The organism is Marinicella gelatinilytica, from assembly GCF_026410405.1.
Classification (GTDB): Bacteria; Pseudomonadota; Gammaproteobacteria; order Xanthomonadales; family Marinicellaceae; genus Marinicella; species Marinicella gelatinilytica.
The window spans coordinates 15673-33279 of sequence record NZ_JAPMLN010000021.1 but is presented as its reverse complement, the minus strand read 5'-3'; the positions used below and the strand labels follow the sequence as shown (position 1 = coordinate 33279).

At 44.2% G+C, this 17607-nt stretch carries 16 protein-coding genes and 1 pseudogene; 6 read left to right on the top strand and 11 right to left on the bottom strand.

The annotated features are described in order from the left end of the window. Positions 1-108 (top strand): annotated as a pseudogene (locus OS173_RS12600) (IS30 family transposase); the annotation flags it as partial. A gap of 76 nt (positions 109-184) precedes the next feature. Here OS173_RS12600 and OS173_RS12595 read toward each other — a convergent pair. Then, on the bottom strand, positions 185-1516 hold the full coding sequence (locus tag OS173_RS12595) for a sensor histidine kinase (protein ID WP_267184646.1): 1332 nt from the start codon (positions 1514-1516) through the stop codon (positions 185-187). Further along, positions 1513-2172, bottom strand: a complete 660-nt coding sequence (locus OS173_RS12590) for a response regulator transcription factor (RefSeq protein ID WP_267184645.1) — start codon at positions 2170-2172, stop codon at positions 1513-1515. The genes OS173_RS12595 and OS173_RS12590 overlap by 4 nt, the downstream gene beginning before the upstream one ends. Before the next feature lie 135 nt (positions 2173-2307). Here OS173_RS12590 and OS173_RS12585 point away from each other — a divergent pair, with 135 nt between their 5' ends. The 4 genes from OS173_RS12585 (at position 2308) to OS173_RS12570 (ending at position 6902) form a co-directional block, all read left to right on the top strand. Further along, positions 2308-3657 (top strand): ferredoxin reductase family protein, encoded by a 1350-nt coding sequence (locus tag OS173_RS12585; protein ID WP_267184644.1) that lies wholly within the window; start codon positions 2308-2310, stop codon positions 3655-3657. A gap of 80 nt (positions 3658-3737) precedes the next feature. Further along, positions 3738-4109, top strand: a complete 372-nt coding sequence (locus tag OS173_RS12580; RefSeq protein WP_267184643.1) for a PepSY domain-containing protein — start codon at positions 3738-3740, stop codon at positions 4107-4109. An 18-nt stretch (positions 4110-4127) separates the two neighbouring features. Beyond that, a complete protein-coding gene (locus OS173_RS12575) occupies positions 4128-4598 on the top strand; it encodes a DUF2271 domain-containing protein (protein WP_267184642.1) in 471 nt (156 codons plus the stop codon). A gap of 72 nt (positions 4599-4670) precedes the next feature. After that, positions 4671-6902, top strand: a complete 2232-nt coding sequence (locus OS173_RS12570) for a PepSY domain-containing protein (protein ID WP_267184641.1) — start codon at positions 4671-4673, stop codon at positions 6900-6902. A gap of 18 nt (positions 6903-6920) precedes the next feature. Here the strand turns inward: OS173_RS12570 and OS173_RS12565 are convergent, their stop codons facing one another. From OS173_RS12565 to OS173_RS12525, 9 genes are all read right to left on the bottom strand, one after another. After that, positions 6921-7544: a methyltransferase gene (locus tag OS173_RS12565; protein ID WP_267184640.1), complete on the bottom strand. Its 624-nt coding sequence runs from the start codon at positions 7542-7544 to the stop codon at positions 6921-6923. A 108-nt stretch (positions 7545-7652) separates the two neighbouring features. Beyond that, on the bottom strand, positions 7653-8105 hold the full coding sequence (locus tag OS173_RS12560; protein ID WP_267184639.1) for a hypothetical protein: 453 nt from the start codon (positions 8103-8105) through the stop codon (positions 7653-7655). Then, a complete protein-coding gene (locus OS173_RS12555; RefSeq protein WP_267184638.1) occupies positions 8089-8271 on the bottom strand; it encodes a hypothetical protein in 183 nt (60 codons plus the stop codon). Before OS173_RS12555 ends, OS173_RS12560 begins: the two co-directional genes overlap by 17 nt. A gap of 25 nt (positions 8272-8296) precedes the next feature. Then, positions 8297-8911: a hypothetical protein gene (locus OS173_RS12550; protein WP_267184637.1), complete on the bottom strand. Its 615-nt coding sequence runs from the start codon at positions 8909-8911 to the stop codon at positions 8297-8299. Beyond that, a complete protein-coding gene (locus OS173_RS12545) occupies positions 8901-9398 on the bottom strand; it encodes an RNA polymerase sigma factor (RefSeq protein ID WP_267184636.1) in 498 nt (165 codons plus the stop codon). The genes OS173_RS12550 and OS173_RS12545 overlap by 11 nt, the downstream gene beginning before the upstream one ends. 8 nt (positions 9399-9406) lie before the next feature. Next, positions 9407-10306 carry a TraB/GumN family protein gene (locus tag OS173_RS12540; RefSeq protein WP_267184635.1) on the bottom strand — a complete coding sequence of 300 codons (900 nt, stop codon included), beginning with the start codon at positions 10304-10306 and terminating at the stop codon, positions 9407-9409. A gap of 124 nt (positions 10307-10430) precedes the next feature. Then, complete coding sequence (locus OS173_RS12535; protein WP_267184634.1) at positions 10431-11483, bottom strand: 2-oxoacid:ferredoxin oxidoreductase subunit beta; 1053 nt, start codon at positions 11481-11483, stop codon at positions 10431-10433. Further along, on the bottom strand, positions 11480-13345 hold the full coding sequence (locus OS173_RS12530; RefSeq protein ID WP_267184633.1) for a 2-oxoacid:acceptor oxidoreductase subunit alpha: 1866 nt from the start codon (positions 13343-13345) through the stop codon (positions 11480-11482). Before OS173_RS12530 ends, OS173_RS12535 begins: the two co-directional genes overlap by 4 nt. Continuing rightward, positions 13342-15129 carry an FAD-dependent oxidoreductase gene (locus OS173_RS12525; RefSeq protein WP_267184632.1) on the bottom strand — a complete coding sequence of 596 codons (1788 nt, stop codon included), beginning with the start codon at positions 15127-15129 and terminating at the stop codon, positions 13342-13344. The genes OS173_RS12530 and OS173_RS12525 overlap by 4 nt, the downstream gene beginning before the upstream one ends. 551 nt (positions 15130-15680) lie before the next feature. Between OS173_RS12525 and OS173_RS12520 the strand changes: the two genes are divergently transcribed. Then, positions 15681-17606 carry a hypothetical protein gene (locus tag OS173_RS12520; RefSeq protein ID WP_267184631.1) on the top strand — a complete coding sequence of 642 codons (1926 nt, stop codon included), beginning with the start codon at positions 15681-15683 and terminating at the stop codon, positions 17604-17606. Position 17607: the final 1 nt, after the last annotated feature.

Here is a 17607-nt window from a genome sequence, read left to right as displayed (position 1 = left end):
ATAGAACACGTAATGGATTGCCTGAATAACAGACCACGGAAAACAAGAGGCGGGAAATCTCCGAATGAATTATTTATGGGGCAGCAAGTCGATTTACTTGCTGCATGATTAAATTGCACTTATTACTTGAATTCAAGTTTCATATAAGCGGAAAGATCTATCTTTTATTGATGACATCGTCTGGCTAAATACCAGAGAAATTAATACGCACTTCAAAACCATCTATACGATTAACGGCAGGTGAGTGAATGGTCATGGTGGCACCGACACCGCTAACAATGGCATCTGCTATCGCTAAACCCAGGCCGGATCCTTCAGCTTGGCTGTTAGATCTGACAAAGCGACGACGAAGCTGAGTTAATTTTTCGACCGGGATAACATCTGCATGATTGATGATGCGTAAAGTACCCTGGGCAGAAAACCGTATCTCTATCGGTTTACCTTCATGACCATGCTTAACGGCATTATCCAATAGGTTTTGCACCAGGATGGCAAAGGCATCGGCATCCAGATTAGACATGAATGATTCATTGTCCGGTACATTTAAGTGAATGACTGCATTTGCATAGGAGCGTCTGAATTCTTCAACAATCAAGCGTAAAAGACTGATTAAATCATGCCGTTCAGCGGACAATAAACGGCCACCTTCGGCTTTGGCTAACTGCATCAGTTTCTCAGATAATCGAGACAGCTTCCGTATCGAGGTTTCGATTTTGCTGGCTTGTTCCTGGCTCGAACCCGCCGGCAAGGTTTGTTGCAGCCTTTGTATTTGTGCCAGTGCCGTGGCAATCGGTGTGCGTAATTCATGGGCACTGTTAGCGGTAAAGGCATGTTCTAACTCCATGGCCCGGCGCAATCGCTGCAATAAATCATTCAAAGATTCGGCAATGGTATTAACCTCAGCGGGTAAATTATGGTTTTGTATCGGCGATAGGTCGCCACCATCACGTGATTTAATGGCTTCGCTAAAAGCCAGCACATGGCGCAAACTGTAACGCACAAACAACCAGGTACCGAAAAAGCACAATGGAATAAGTATCGCCAGCGGCCACACCAGGGTGAAAACCATTTCCCGGAGCGCTTCTTGTCTTTGCGATAAGGGTTCTGCCACCTGTATATGCAGTGTATCCTGAACTGCTGAGGCACCATAAAACCGGTGACTTGCCGATGAACTAAAACCAGTCTGAAAATCTGGCTTAAATACCGCCGGATCCGCGTTGTGCGATTTCAGCAAAACTGTACCGCTGTTATCGCGCACCAGATAGATAAAATATTCGTCATGAGCGGCGAATGGCATAATATTTTGTAATTGCCCGGGGGTTTCACTGTTGATAATTTCAACCACCGCCAACGGCATTATCCGCTGCGCCGTTTCCTCTAAAGCACTATCAAACATCTCATTCATTCTGTCACGCAACACAGTCACCGCCACCACCAGCGCCAAAACCCATAAAAGAGCAACACCCAGGGTTAAACCGACGCCCAGGGTTTTTTGCAAACTTTTTGCCCGCTTCATGAAGTTTTCATCCGATAACCCAAACCACGCACCGTTTCAATTAGTTCCTTGCCCAGCTTCTTGCGTAAACGACTGACGTAAACTTCAATGGTATTACTTTCAATTTCGGCACCAAAAGCATAGAGATGATCTTCTAATTGCGCTTTTGACAATAAAATACCGGGTCTTTGTAAAAACGCTTCCAATAATGCCCACTCACGGGCGGACAAATGAATCGTCGCATCACTACGTAATACCAAATGCTTATTCATATCAATATCTAAATCCGCCAGCTTAATTAATGGATTGGGATTACCCGCATAACGTCGGGCTACCGCGCCAACCCGGGCACTCAGCTCAGATAAATCAAAGGGTTTGACCAGATAATCATCGGCACCCGCATTTAAACCTTTGATTCGATCAGAAATCTGATCTTTGGCGGTTAAAATAATCACCGCTGTGCTGTCACCTGAATGTCTTAATGCCTTCAACAAATTAATGCCATGGCCATCGGGCAACATCAAATCAAGCAGAATTAAGTCGTATTCGGTACTCGCCAGTGCGGCTTTGGCCTGACCAATGGTTTGCACCCAGTCCACCGCATGGCCTTCATCGGTCATCTGATTGTCGATCACCTCACCTAACTCGATGGTATCCTCAAGTAATAATAGCCGCATCTCATAACCTACATCTGCACTAAAAAATAATCATAACCTGAGTAAGTACCATAAAGTAAGTCTAAAAGACAATTTTAAGGTTGCTGTCAGGATAGCCATATAAAGTGAACAACAATTAGTCATCGGATGTAAACAATGAATAATAAAAAACTCACTGTTATGCTGGCACTCATCAGCACTGTAATTGTTGCTATCTGGGCCTGGAGTTATGCCATGAACGCAACTGCAAGCACTCATTTGCCCTGGATAACATACGACAATATCCTGTATGTCACAGGACTATTGGCGATGGCCTTGCTGTCGATAACCATGATACTGGCGACCAGACCGGCGATATTAGAACCTGTGTTTAATGGCCTTGATAAGATCTACCGACTGCATAAATGGACGGCGATATTAGCGGTCATTTTTGCGGTTCTACATTGGTTAACTGAAATGAATGATGACTGGTTAGAATCGCTCTTGTTGGTCTCCGGACAACCCACTGAGGCTTCGGTTTCAGTCTTTGTTGATAATATGCAAGAACTGGCTGAGGATTTGGGTGAATGGAGCTTTTATCTGGTGGCTGGCATGGTGCTGTTGTCACTATTGAAGTTTTTTCCCTACAAATTCTGGCGTTATTTACACCGTATTATGCCGGTGCTGTATTTATTACTGGTCTTTCATGCAGCCTGGCTAACACCATTTAGCTGGTGGCAACAACCCATCGGCTTACTACTGGGCCTGTTAATGCTGGCCGGCAGTATCGCAGCCATGCGCTCTTTAACCGGACACATTGGCCGAACACGACGGGTTCAAGGCACCATCAAATCCATTACAGCCAGTGCTCAAGGCATTACTCAGGTGGTCTGTCAATTGGGTAAAAAATGGCCCGGTCACCGGGCGGGACAATTTGCTTTTGTGCGTTTCGATCGGCTTGAAGGCAACCACCCATTCACCATTGCCAATGCGGATAAAAACAATGGTCAATTAACTTTTGAAATAAAAGCCCTTGGCGATTACACCAAAAATTTAGCCGGAAAAATAACCGAGGGTCAAGCCGTCACTGTTGAAGGGCCTTATGGCCGGTTTGATTTAAAACACCACAAAGCCAACGCCGAGCAAATTTGGGTGGCTGCCGGTATTGGTGTAACCCCCTTTTTAGCCTGGTTAGAAGAATTACAAAATTACCCGGAACAGGTACCGACTGCGCAGATGCATTATTGTACCCATGATGGCTCCTCCGATCCGATGGTGCCACGATTACAGCAGTTATGTGATAACCTGAAATCTGATAACTCACCTGGTATCATTCTACACATACATGACAGTCATAAAGGTCAGAAAATCACACCGAAAGACCTGCTCAATCGAGATGCTGCGAAAAAGCTAACGGAAGTTTGGTACTGTGGCCCCAAAGGCCTGGCCAGATTATTGGAAACAGGCTTAAAGAAAATGCTACCGGGTTCACTGCGGTTTCGCAAAGAAGCCTTTGAATTTCGATAAATTAAATATTTTAAACCTGCTTTCAGGTTATTGTCAGGAAAGCAGATTATAGTTAAGGTTCAAACAACTGGAGAGACACCATGAAAATTGTACAAATGGCTGCATTGATGGCCGCTTTTTTAATCTCAACAGCGGCACTGGCTGATGATGACTGCACCGATCCGGTGGCCGACTGGCAACCGCAGGAAAACCTGCGTCAACTGATGATTGACAACGGCTGGGACGTGAAGCGCATTAAAGTCGATGACGGCTGTTACGAAGTCAAAGGCTTTGACCAGGACGGTCACCGTGTAGAAGCCAAATTCTCACCGGCTAGCTTGGAAATTATAGAACTTGAAATCAAGTTTACGGGTTCGGGCAATCGCTCGGGCTATTTAAAAAAACGCAGTGGCCAACAAAAACCTGCGAACAATAAAGACAGCAAACAAAGACCCAAAGTAAACATTCAGTAACAACACGGAGATGACAGCATGACAAATCGCATTCTGATACCGGCAGCCATCGCCAGCTTACTATCGGCCATGGCTGCCAACGCCCGCGAAGTCACCTTCACCACCGAACTGAAAAGTTATGGCGGTGATGGCGCTTATGTGGCCTTATACCTCACCAATGAAGCCGGTCAATATCAAAAAACCTTATGGATTGCCGGAGAAAAATCTAAATATTACAAGCACTTAAGCGGCTGGGCGCGTGGTAGTGGCTTGCGCAGCAGTGAATATGATGCCCTCACCGGTGCCAGTGTGGCAGCCGGTAAAACCATGACTGTAACCCTTGATTTGGACGATTCATTTATTGATTCAGGTTACCAAGTCAGGGTCGATACAGCGGTGGAAGATATGCGGGATAATCGCAATGATGTGGTGGTGTCATTAACCACGGAAGGTGTCGGCCAAACCACTGCCGGCCGTGGCTACGTGCAAAGTTTCAGCTATTCATTTTAATCTACCATTATTAACCCAGCAGTCCAATACATTGTATTCAGGACTGCCGGATTACTATAAGGAAAAGACGCCATGATACGTAAACTCCACTCCATATTGGGCTTATCGGCGTTGCTGTTGGTGGTGGTACTGGCCATCACCGGCGTCATTTTATCGATTAATCCAACCATTGAACGCAGCCAAGCCAGCGTTATGGGCACTTCAGCCATCACTGTGGCGGAATTAACCGGCAAGCTGGCGAGCCGATACCCACAAATTGAGCAGCTACAACGTACCCCATCCGGCACCCTGATAGTTTTTTATACGGACAATAATCAGGCCGGTGCCGATCGCATCGACCCATTCACCGCCAATACAATTGGCCCTTATACCATCACACCCTTTAAAACCTGGCTGAAAAACCTGCACCGATCCTATCTACTCGACACCCCGGGACGTATTGCGGTCGCTTTAGGCGCCCTTGTGATGCTGCTGTTAAGTATTTCCGGCACCCTGATGCTGGTGAACAGAGCCGGTGGCTGGCGTTATTTGTTCCGCCCCATTCAGGGTTCAACACTGTCACAGAGACTACACAGCCAGGTCGGTCGTCTGGCACTTATCGGCCTGCTGTTATCGGCCATCACCGGTCTTTATATGTCTCTGGAAACCTTTGAGTTTATTCCTGATCATCAAACTGCGGAGCCGGCTTTTCCTGATCAAGTGGACGGTGGAGAGCCGGCAGCCATTGGTTCCATGGCTGCGCTTAAAACCATTCCGGTCTCTGAACTTCGAGAACTGGTGTACCCCTACCCGCAGGACGCTTATGATGTCTATTCAATCACAACCCAACAAGGCATGGGTTTTATTGACCAATCAACCGGTCAATTATTGGCTTTTGAGCCCTATAACAGCCGACAAAAAATCTATGAATTCATCTATATGTTACACACCGGTGAAGGACTGTGGTGGCTGGCCTTAATACTGGGCTTAAGTGCCCTCACAGTGCCATTAATGACATGGACCGGCATCCAGGTGTGGTGGCGACGCAGACGTGCCATTCCACGTATCAGCAACAACAGCAAAGCCCCATCGGCTGACAGCGTGATCCTGGTGGGCAGTGAAAATAACAGCACCTGGGGCTTTGCTGAAAACCTGCATAATGCCCTGAACTCAGCCGGTTACCGGGTTCATACCGCCGCCATGAATAAGCTCGCCGACACCTACCCACAGGCGAAACGACTGTTTATTTTAACGGCCACCTATGGTGATGGTGATGCCCCGGCGTCAGCCAAACAGTTCCTTAAGCGCCTGGCAGAAGTTGCTGATACCCCGTCCATACCTTTTGCGGTCTTGGGTTTTGGTGACCGCCAATTTCCAAAATTCTGTGGCTATGCACAACAGGTTGCAGACGCCTTAAAAGATAAAGGCTGGCCGGCGCTATTGGCCACTGAAATGATTGATCGCCAATCAAGTCAAACCTTTGCCCGTTGGGGCGAGGCCATCGGCCAGGAAATCGGCACCCCACTGACACTGGACCACACCCCGCCACAACCCAAAACCGTAACCTTACAATTAGCAGAACGCATTAACTATGGTGAACGCGTGCAGGCCCCCACATCAGTTTTGCGTTTTAAAATGGCCGACCAAAGCCAGCCCACAGGATGGTTTCAGACATTATTCAAAACCTCGAAACTGCCTCACTTTGAAGCCGGTGATTTAGTGGGTATTTTACCGCCGGGCAGCGTCATACCCCGTTATTATTCCCTGGCGTCGGCATCCGTTGACGGGGTTTTAGAAATATGCGTTCGTCAGGTACAAGGCGGACTATGTTCAAATTTTCTGCATAATTTGAACATCGGTGAAACCATTGAAGCGTTTATTCAGGACAACCCACAATTTCGCCCCGCCAGCGGCAAACAACCGATTATCTTAATCGGTGCCGGAACCGGCCTTGGGCCTTTAATCGGCTTTATTCGTAACAACAAATCCCGTCATCCCATGTACCTGTATTGGGGCGGACGCAATCCCGATTCCGATTTTCTCTATGAACAAGAGCTCAAAACCTACCTCAGCGACCAGCGACTCAGCGGCCTCAACACCGCCTTTTCGAGAATCCCCAAAGACAGTGGTTACGTCCAGGACAAGTTACTCACTGATGCCGAACATATCCGTGCGCTGATACAAAATAATGCCCAGATTTTAGTGTGCGGCGGGCGCAAAATGGCAGGTGGCGTGGTCACCGCCATGAATGACATTTTGGCTCCCATCGAACTCGATGTCACCGCCCTAAAAACCGCCGGCCGTTACCGCGAGGATGTTTATTAAGATTTAATCGCAGGATTTTTATGAGCGCTGATATAACGCGTATAAATACGGGCGCTGCCCACCCGCCGGCGTTATATAGTCATAATGAGCATACTTAATCAAAGCAAAATCCGGTAACATCCGCTGATTCATATCATCTAAAGAATACCGCCGCACCGGTAACCCCGCACAGCGCTCCGCGCCGGATTCTGAAAATTCCGCCAACAGCACATAGCCGTTATTTTTCAGCAAACGATAAAGATTCACAAAATATTTATCAATAGCCTGATTATCAATTAAAAAGTGCAGCACCGCGCGATCAATCCAGATATCCACGGCTGGTAATTCATTCGGTAGAGGATGTGACAGATCAGCTGGTAACCAGATGATGTCCTTCTGCTCACCAATTCGTTCACGCAGCCTGGCCAGCGCCGCCTCACTGATGTCATTGAGAATCAATCGATGCCCCATGGCCAGCAAACCATCCACCAACTGCGAGGTCCCGGCTCCGGCGATAAATATCGTTTGCGGCTTGTCCAATAAACCCTTTGGAAAGAAATCCAAGGTGTAAGAGACATCCCGCTCATACCATCCCAAGGTTTCGTCAGGTTTGTCGCTGAAAATGTGATCCCAATGGGCTTGTTTTCCGCTGTTATCCTTCATAAGGTCTATTAGAAAATAATGGAGCTGATAAACATTACCACGATGGTGATAATAAAGAAACTGATTATGGCCAGTCGCACAAAGACAACGAAACAGAGACTGGTATGATTATTTTTTCCGTGGATAGGCAAAGCGATATTGCCTAAATAAAAGATATAAAATCAGCACAGCGATGGTCATTTGAAAACCATAGTAGCTCATCTTATAGTCAGATTTGAGTGTTTTATCGACAAAGATGACCAACGTCGCCATAATCAAAAATGCAATACCCGTCAAATACTTCACCCATGGGCTTAACTTAGCCTCATCACATACAAAGTCCTGCGACTGACCATTCACCAGAACCTCGGTCACGGTCTGTTCGCTGTCCACATAGATACTGTATTTATTGCCATCGAACTCAATTTGGTGGGTTCTGTCGCCCTTAATCTCAATCAATGACAGTCGTTTATTTTGGTGATAAATACTATCATTATGTTCACTATCCAGGCGCGTAATTAAGTCAAATGTGGTGTCATTGACGCTGATACGTTGTCGTTTGTATTTATACATTTGATTCATAATTTTCTATTTCCTGTTGGTTTTCGCTTGTAGGTTGGGCTAAGCCTGCGCAGCCCAACATGATACCGGCTTTTTGTTGGGCTTCGTACCTCAGCTCCAACCTACAGTCTGCCTTCAACAATAGAGTCTTATAAGCCAGCACATCAGACATTTTTTTTACTTTCATAGTGTGAAGATTTATACCTTAGTAATTAAAATTGTCTAATAACATTTTCTAAATTCTGTAATTGCTTGTTGTATATTTTCTGTAATATTTTCAAGTTTATAACGCTTCCCAAATAAGAGAAAAATATAATTCCGGCAATAATCAAGGCAATCTTCCACCATGGGATGTTTAAGTACAAGTCATTATACGTGTAGTGTTCAGGATAATTTATGCTGCCGAAATAGACGATAATAATTGGGATAAATAAAGTCGCCATGACACCAAAAGAAAAATATTTACCAACTTCTATGGCTGATTTGATTTTTATAATAAATAGTTCAATGGCTTGTCGGCTTGTTAAGTCATAAATCCCAAGACCTATTATTAACTTTATCTGGAATAAAACAAATCCCAGAATAACCATAATCGTATTGAATACTGTTAAATAATATAAAATTTGTGCCGATTCATGCATTTCATTCCATAATGGATTTAACATAAGAACAACAATCAATACCATGCTTATAAGTACTTCAATTATTAGCCGGTTTTTTATCTTCTTCATGGCTGAACGGGACGATTTAATATCCCTGATGGACAAAGGAATGGTTAAATCATTGGGCTCATCGTCCATGGCTTGTTTTATGTCATCAAAGTTCATTGTTCTGTGCCTCGATTATGTTCTGTAATTTTGTCTTTGTGCGGTTGGTTTTAACCCGGACGTTATTGGCCGAGATACCCAGGGTAGCAGCGATGTCCTCACCGCTTAGGCCTTCGATATAAAGTAAAATAAGTGCTTTTTCGACTTCATTCAGGTACTTCACTGCCCCATAGAATTGTTTTAATTGCCGCTCATACTTATCGTCATAAGGTGCTTTGGCGCGGGCGTCATGATCAGATAAAGTGTGATTATCGAGTCTTTTCTTGTCATTTTTATGAAACACCAAAGCGGTGTTAATGGCAACCCGGTACATCCAGGTTGAGAAGGTGCTTTTATGTTTGAATGTTTTTAAGGAGCGCCAAAGTTGGCAGATAATTTCCTGGAATAAATCTTTACGGTCTTCGGGGTGGTCACAATAGATCCTGCTCACTTTGAGCAGGATCCCCTTGTGCTGTTCAAGTTTGTCGAGGAATTCCGTTTCAGTCACGTCAAGACTTATTGCATGATTGGCTTTACGGTTAAACCGGCATCCCGCAGTAACTGAATCACACCATTCTCACCGGCCAAATGACCCGCGCCGAAAGCGAACACCGTTGGTTTTTGTTGCGCGATACCGGGGATTTTAGCAACCCAGTTTTTATTTCTGTCATGAAGTAAGACCCGCTCTACTTTGTCCCATGATTTTGCAGCGCCGGGATAATTAGCCATAAACTCAAGTAAACCAACAATATCTTCTTGTAGGTATAAATTATCCATCTCGGTAAGGTACTTTTTCATATCAATAAACATGCTGATTTCTTCCTCCGTCATCAGCTGACCTTTTTCAGGGTCCATAATGGCAATGGCCGTCATTTGTTCAGCCACGGTCTCTAAGCCATAAACCGGTATACTTAATTGCTGTGCTAAATTTGCCAATTCTTCATCCAGACCCTTGATATTCCGACAAGATAAGGCCTCCACCGTTAAAGCAGCAACTATGGCAATGTATTCTAACTGGTCAAACATTTCGATTTTATATTGACTGTGTTCTGATAAAAACCCGGCAAATTGATCATATTGCTCTTTTGAAAACCGCTCTTTGAGTGATTTTTTTGCCACCATGGCACTCATCATTTCATTCTTTACTACCGGATCATCAAAATCCAGTTCAAGGTAAAGTTGCTGAGAATTTTCAAGAACCTGATGAATTTTGGGACTAATAACAAAGTCTTTTTCACACATAATATGCATGGTCCCCACCAAATAAGATGGCTTTTCAAGATCCGGTCCGGTCACTTCCCAGACCACGGAATTGGCCAATGACTGATCATCCGTTTTGCTGTAGGCTTTGTTGAAACCAATGGCAAAACCCACAATCCAAGCCACTAAAATTGTTAACGATAGAAATTTTTTCATTGCATTCACATTTATTAAGAAAGTACTGAGTTAGTGGGGAATTTCGAAATTTATTACACAATGAGTGAAAAAAAATCTGAATTGTTAGAAAAAGTCCGCAGAACCGCCATAAAAGTCGCTCAATTCAACGTAATTTGGCGTTGAGTTCTGATAACACGGTGGAACCCGGACACAGTTCATCCTGCGTTAAGGCATTCAAAGGTGTCTCCACGGTATTAATTTTACCGTGGGTATCCAGCTTGGTTTCATTGTGATAGATTAATCCGGTTAATATTTTTTGCTGTTCTTTGACGGTTTCTATTTGATTCATAGCGGCTTTGCGACTGCTTAAATCGTAATCTGTGCCATTTTTTTGTAAATGCAATTCACTTCCGTCATGGAGTGTCACTTTACGGGAACTACCAGCGGGATAATCAAGGGTGATTTCAGATCTGTCAGGAATAAAATCAATGGTTCCGGTGGCTTCCATATGCTCACGTACCCATTCATAGCCTTTGGTTGATTGCGGCGTGTTGTTAAATGTGACACAGGGCGAGATCACATCAATGAAGGCAAAGCCTCGATGTTGAATGGCGGCTTTGATCAGGGGTGTGAGTTGTTTTTTATCACCGGAAAAACTCCTGGCCACCAGTCCTGCGCCCAGTTGCAGGGCCATTTGGCATAAATCGATGGAATCAAACAGGCTGGGAACACCTTTTTTACTGACTGAGCCCTTATCTGCGGTGGCTGAATCCTGACCTTTGGTGAGGCCATAGCAGCCGTTATTCATAACGATATAAACCATGTTTAAATTACGTCTGATAACATGCGCAAATTGCCCCATACCGATGGACGCGGTATCACCATCACCGGACACCCCTAAATACAGCAGGTCTTTATTGGCCATATTGGCGCCGGTGGTCACTGACGGCATGCGGCCGTGAACGGAGTTAAAGCCATGCGCTTTACCCAGGAAATAAGTCGGGGTTTTTGATGAACAACCAATACCGGAAATCTTGGCGATTTTATGGGGTTCTAAATTCAGGTCGAAACATGATTGAATAATCGCCGCACTGATGGAGTCATGGCCACAACCGGCACATAAAGTGGATAAAGCACCTTCATAATTTCGAATCGAGTAACCAAGTTTATTGCGATCTTTCTCAGGGTGCCTGAAATTGGGTCGGATGTAAGTCATGCCACACCTCCGGTGGATTGTTGATTCTCCCGACCGTGACTCAGCAGATCATTTAAATGATTTTGAATTTCCGTGACTAAAAATTCTGCGGTTATAGGCATACCGTCAATATTTAACACGGATATGATTTTATTCGGATCAATGGCCAGCTCATTAACCAACAAGGTTTTCATTTGGGCATCACGGTTTTGCTCAATCAAAAAGAGTATCTGGTGCTGATGAATAAAATCAGCCACTTCCGGCCCGAATGGAAAGGCTTGAATGCGCATGGCATCCATTGCTTGTGTACTGCGCAATTGATCCAAAGCCTCCTGGCTGGAATAGGCACTGGTGCCGAAATAAATCACCCCGATATCAGCCCCCTCAGATGACACTTCGGCGGCCGGCACCAAAGTTTTTGAGGTGTCCCATTTGACCAACAAACGTTGCATTCCACGGGCATAGACTTCGCCATCTTCGGTATAGGCGGCATACTCATCATGGGATGAGCCGCGGGTGAAAAACGCCCCTTTTTCAGGGTGGGTGCCGGGAATGGTGCGATAAGGAATACCATCAGAATCGACATCTAAATACCGACCCCAACGCTCGCTTAAATCTGTCAATTGCTGTTCATTCAAAACCTTACCCCGGTCATAAACGTGGCTGTCATCCCATTCAATCGGATCACATTGATGAACATTCATGCCAAGATCCAAATCACTCATGAGAATAACCGGCGTTTGTAATCGCTCGGCTAAATCAAAACCGATGACCGTCATATCAAAGCATTCTTTCGGGTTGGACGGAAACAGTAGGACATTCTTGGTATCGCCATGGGACGCATACGCGGCACTGATCAGGTCAGATTGTTGGGTTCTGGTGGGCATACCGGTACTGGGCCCGGTGCGCTGAATATCCATTAACATCACCGGAATCTCGGCAAAATATGCCAGGCCTAAAAACTCACTCATTAACGACACACCCGGTCCTGAGGTGGCGGTAAAGGCTCGCGCACCATTCCAACTGGCACCAATCACCATGCCAATGGCGGCCAATTCATCTTCCGCCTGTAAAATGGCGAACTTATTTTGACCGGTGTCCTGATCAACACGGTAGGCTTTACAGTATTTCTCAAAGGCTTCAACCACAGAAGTGGACGGTGTGATGGGGTACCAACCGGCGACCGTGGCACCGGCAAAGACAGCCCCTAAACCGGCGGCTGCATTACCTTCCATCAGGATTTGATCACCATTAAGGTCGCGGCGATGAATGTTTAATTGACAGACATCGGTATGGTTTTGTTCAGCATAGTCAAAACCCAGTTTTAAGGCTTTAATGTTAGGTTCAATGAGTTTCGGTTTTTTGGCAAACAGGGTATTAATTGACTCTTCAAACACACTGAAATCCATATCCAACAAATAGGCCAAAGCACCCACATAGATAATGTTCTTAAATATTTGACGGTGGCGTGGATCGGTGTAATGGGTGTTGACGATTTCGGTTAAAGGCACACCCAGTTCAACAATATCCTCTCGGTTAAATGTATGCGGTAATCGCTTCGATGAATCATAGAAAAAGTAACCGCCGGGTAACAATTCCTGATAGTCTTTCGCCATGGTCTGGCCATTATCGGCAACCACAAAATCATAGCCGCCACGGCGGCCTAAATAACCTTGTTCATTAATCCTCACTTCAAACCAGGTGGGCAAGCCTTGAATATTTGAGGGGAAAATATTTTTCGATGACACCGGCACACCCAGTCTAAACACGGCTTGACTGAATAAGTTATTGGCGGACGCCGAACCCGAACCATTGACGTTAGCAAACCGAATCACAAAATCATTGGTTGCTGAAATTTTATTGATCTCACTCATGGCATTCATTTTGAGCTCCGGTCTTGCCCGGCCTGGGCTGAAAACAGCAGAAATTTTTTCATATCCCAGGCGCCGGTGGGACAGCGCTCGGCGCATAAGCCACAATGCAGGCAGACATTTTCATCCTTAACCATCACCCGCTTGGTTTTTAAGATGTCAGAGACATATAAGTCCTGATCAAGATTGGTGGCTTTCACTTTTAATTGTTGGCGTAAGTTTTCCTCCGTGTCATTGTCAATAAAGTTGATACATTGAACCGGACAAATGTCTTCACAAGCATCACACTCGATACAGCGATCGGTTTCAAACACCGTTTGTACGTCACAATTCAAACAGCGCATGGCTTCTTCATAACCCTGACTGAAATCAAAGCCTTTCTCTACTTCTAATTTGCGATCGGCTATGGCCGTTTTCTTGTCCACCAGAGGCACAATGTTGCGCTCATCATCTGAAATATGGACATCATAGAGCCAGTCATGAAAGCCCATTTTCTGACTTACCAGATTAAAATCGGGTGCCGGTCGGACCCGCACATCTTCAGAATGACAGTGTTTATCAATGGAAATCGCCGCCTGATGCCCATGCGCCACCGCGGTAATAACATTCTCAGGTCCCCAAGCGGCATCACCACCGACAAAAACCTGTGGTAGCGAGGTCTGAAATGTGCTTTTATCCACCTCCGGCATATCCCAGTCATTAAATTCAACGCCAATATCGCGCTCAATCCAGGGAAATGAATTTAATTGACCTATCGCCATTAAAACATCATCACAGGGCATCATCACCTCTTCACCGGTTGGCACCAAAGTGCGTTTGCCGTTGTCGTCAAAAACCGGCTCAACCACATCAAACAACATGCCCACAAGCCGTCCCTTTTCGCTGATAAAGGCCTTGGGATTATGGTTTTCATAGATAGGAATATCTTCATGCATGGCATCTTCTATTTCCCAGGGCGACGCCTTCATATCCGATTTCGGACTTCTGACCACCACCCTGACATCTTCGCCACCCAAACGAATCGCGGTTCGGCAACAATCCATGGCGGTGTTACCACCACCCAAAACCAACACCCTTTTACCAATTTTTTTGACATGTTCAAAGGCCACCGAAGCCAGCCAATTGATGCCGATATGAATATTGGCATCACCCTCGCTGCGTCCCGGTAAATCAGGCAAATCCCGCCCGCGCGGTGCGCCGGTACCGACAAACACCGCATCGTAGTTTTTATCTAAGATTTCTTTTAAACTGCTAACTTGTTGATTAAACAGCGTCACCACACCCATATCGAGAATATAATTGACCTCTTCATCCAGCACCTTTTCCGGTAGTCGAAACGCCGGTATTTGACTGCGCATAAAACCGCCGCCTTTACTTTGGTCATCATACAAATCGATTTCATAACCCAAGGGCATCAGATCCCGAGCCACTGTTAAAGACGCCGGCCCGGCACCAATCAGGGCAATTTTCTTACCGTTTTTCTGTTTTGGTATCTCTGGTAAACGATCACGAATGTCGGTTTTATTATCCGCCGCCACCCGCTTTAAACGACAAATGGCCACCGGCTCCTCTTCCACCCGACCACGCCGACAAGCCGGCTCACAGGGCCGATCGCAAGTCCGACCCAAGACACCGGGAAAGACATTCGATTGCCAGTTAATCATATAAGCATCATTAAAACGCCCAGCGGCAATCAGCCTGATGTATTCGGGAACAGGTGTATGTGAAGGACAGGCATATTGACAATCAACCACCTTATGAAAATAGTCTGGATCGGTAATATCAGTTGGCTTCATGGTGGCTTTCTCTCGAAGTGTTACATCAAAGCACAGTTAAATGAGCTATCTTTCATTTACGCGCCATCGCTTTGAATAATACAATAAATATAGCAATCATTCGTTGAAAAAGCAATTTGGAATGTTAACAGACAGGTGATTTCAGCCAAAACAAATTGCTTTAGCTGGTGACAAGGAGACATACAACCCCTGCTTTTGGTGTCAGTTAAAAATGGGGGGTATTACCATCTAGGACAGTCACCTCATTATAGTCATTATAAAACCACCTAAATCTAAACTTTACTTAATTGAAATTTTTTTAAGCTTGCTAGAACCCTTAACTGTGATGTATTATTTATTCTAGGTGACCGAGACACCATAAACGATTAGTTAGAATTTTATAAGCGATTTATCACCACAACACACTTAACAATGTTAATTCACATGAAAGCATATCTAGGAATTAAATAATGTTACTAATATTGTCTTTTCTAACTGGAGATTATGTCGCAAAATTTTATATCTAACTTAGAATATTAAATGCCTTAGCTGGCATATCAAAAGGAGGTTACATGAAAAAAATTATTATTGTTATATCGTTTTTGATGTTTTGGTTAGTTCCAACTGAAAATAGTTTTGCAAACAACATGAATGAAGATGTTGACTTACTCATCAAAAACACATTGCTAGGAGATGATTATGCAGAATTATTTCCCCATGACAAACAGAAAGCACACACTGAACACACCAAAAATCGAGAAATCTCAACAACAAACGGATTAAACTCAAAAAGAATAGATAATATCGTTTATTTTTATATAAGCGATAGCATAAGAAGATACAACCTTTCAACTCAGAGCTGGGATTCAGAAATTTCACTCATTAACCCAATTATTAACGCCTTTTCAGTCAATGATCAAAGTGTTTTTGTTGCTCATGGTTCAGACATTTACCGATATGATTTAGATGGTAATCCGCCAGTTCTTTTACATACTACTATTTATGAAGTCACTGAAATGGTGGCTTTTGATAATTGGCTTTTACTCAATTTCAAATACGAAAACGATGTGCATATGATTGATGCTCAAACAGGTATTATTATTGATGAGTATAGCTATTATACATCTTTGGTTGGTATGACCAGACAGCCAGGATCAAATAATATTTTTGCACGTTCTTCCGGTGTTTCACCCAGTGACATTCGCTTCATTGACATTGAAAGTGATGGCACCATTGCTTCAATAACTGACTCTCCATACCATGGCAATTATCCTGATGCGGATAAAGTTTATTCTTTTTCAGATGGTTCGCGCGTAGTCGATTCGAGTGGAATTGTCTACTTTACAAACGATATGACTTATGCAGGCAGTTTTGCCAGATCGGTGGATCATTTAGATTTTTATGAAGATCTTCCAATTATTATGAACGGCTCTATGCTGTATTCATATTCAAATAATGTCTTTGAAACAGGTCAATATCAATTGTCAGAATTAAAAGATACATTTTATGTGTATGGTGATGATGTATATCTATTTCATTACAACATCACATCAATAGATGTAGAAACAGTGGCCGTATCAGAATTTGGAGAATTAGAACCTGGAGCTCCCGTTGACCCAGTGGGTCTTGTTTATAACATTGACTCTTTCGATTATGACGATAAAGACACACTCTATTTGCTTAGCAGAATCAATCTCACCATATTTAAATTTAATACATCCACAATGAGTTATGAGGCAGGGTTACCCTTATTAAATCCACCGAACTTCATGACTTATAGCAAAGTCCATGATGTGATTTATCTTGGGTATTCTGACGGTCGAATTACCAGTATGAATCCTTTAACTGGTGACGAATCTCCTTTTGTAAATATTGGTCAATCCCCATGTTATCTTAAAGCTGTGGATGCTCACTTGTTTGTTTGTGACCCAGCGGGTGCATGGGTTAGTCACAGTGTTTATCATTCAACAGGAGCCCTACTCGATACTGAGGAATGGAGTTATGTATCAAATAAGTACACATGGAGTTCACACAATAGAAAGCTGTATCATTTTCGTGATGGAACCAGCCCTAACGACATTATTTGGCGATCAATTGGTTTAAATGGTGCTTTGGGAGATACACTAGATTCCCCTTATCACGGCGGAGTTGGAGCAATATACCCAATCTGCGTTCCACCCACAGGATTATATGTGTTATTAGGTAGTGGTGAAATGTATGATCCAATAACACTTGAAATTATGAATAATAGTCTCAGTAATGCAATCAGTGCTTGTGCTTGGTCTAAAGGGGATTTATTTACACTGGAAAATACTTCTGACACTAAGCTTCAATTATGGAACGAATCACTGGTATCATCACCTGTAGCCAATTGGGCGGGTGTACCAATTGATTTGGTAGGACTGAAATCTGGCGCTTTGATAATAATGATTGATGAAGATGGGATACCACGATTGGAAATTCAACGCGATATCTTGTTTGTAAACGGTCTAGAATAAT

Bases quoted from the DNA above. Each gene is read 5' to 3' on its own strand.
- OS173_RS12595 (WP_267184646.1), bottom strand. From the start codon at position 1,516: ATGAAGCGGGCAAAAAGTTTGCAAAAAACCCTGGGCGTCGGTTTAACC.
- OS173_RS12530 (WP_267184633.1), bottom strand. From the start codon at position 13,345: ATGAATGCCATGAGTGAGATCAATAAAATTTCAGCAACCAATGATTTT.
- OS173_RS12560 (WP_267184639.1), bottom strand. From the start codon at position 8,105: ATGAATCAAATGTATAAATACAAACGACAACGTATCAGCGTCAATGAC.
- OS173_RS12570 (WP_267184641.1), top strand. From the start codon at position 4,671: ATGATACGTAAACTCCACTCCATATTGGGCTTATCGGCGTTGCTGTTG.
- OS173_RS12535 (WP_267184634.1), bottom strand. From the start codon at position 11,483: ATGACTTACATCCGACCCAATTTCAGGCACCCTGAGAAAGATCGCAAT.
- OS173_RS12520 (WP_267184631.1), top strand. From the start codon at position 15,681: ATGAAAAAAATTATTATTGTTATATCGTTTTTGATGTTTTGGTTAGTT.
- OS173_RS12540 (WP_267184635.1), bottom strand. From the start codon at position 10,306: ATGAAAAAATTTCTATCGTTAACAATTTTAGTGGCTTGGATTGTGGGT.
- OS173_RS12525 (WP_267184632.1), bottom strand. From the start codon at position 15,129: ATGAAGCCAACTGATATTACCGATCCAGACTATTTTCATAAGGTGGTT.
- OS173_RS12565 (WP_267184640.1), bottom strand. From the start codon at position 7,544: ATGAAGGATAACAGCGGAAAACAAGCCCATTGGGATCACATTTTCAGC.
- OS173_RS12555 (WP_267184638.1), bottom strand. From the start codon at position 8,271: ATGAAAGTAAAAAAAATGTCTGATGTGCTGGCTTATAAGACTCTATTG.
- OS173_RS12590 (WP_267184645.1), bottom strand. From the start codon at position 2,172: ATGCGGCTATTATTACTTGAGGATACCATCGAGTTAGGTGAGGTGATC.
- OS173_RS12585 (WP_267184644.1), top strand. From the start codon at position 2,308: ATGAATAATAAAAAACTCACTGTTATGCTGGCACTCATCAGCACTGTA.
- OS173_RS12550 (WP_267184637.1), bottom strand. From the start codon at position 8,911: ATGAACTTTGATGACATAAAACAAGCCATGGACGATGAGCCCAATGAT.
- OS173_RS12575 (WP_267184642.1), top strand. From the start codon at position 4,128: ATGACAAATCGCATTCTGATACCGGCAGCCATCGCCAGCTTACTATCG.
- OS173_RS12580 (WP_267184643.1), top strand. From the start codon at position 3,738: ATGAAAATTGTACAAATGGCTGCATTGATGGCCGCTTTTTTAATCTCA.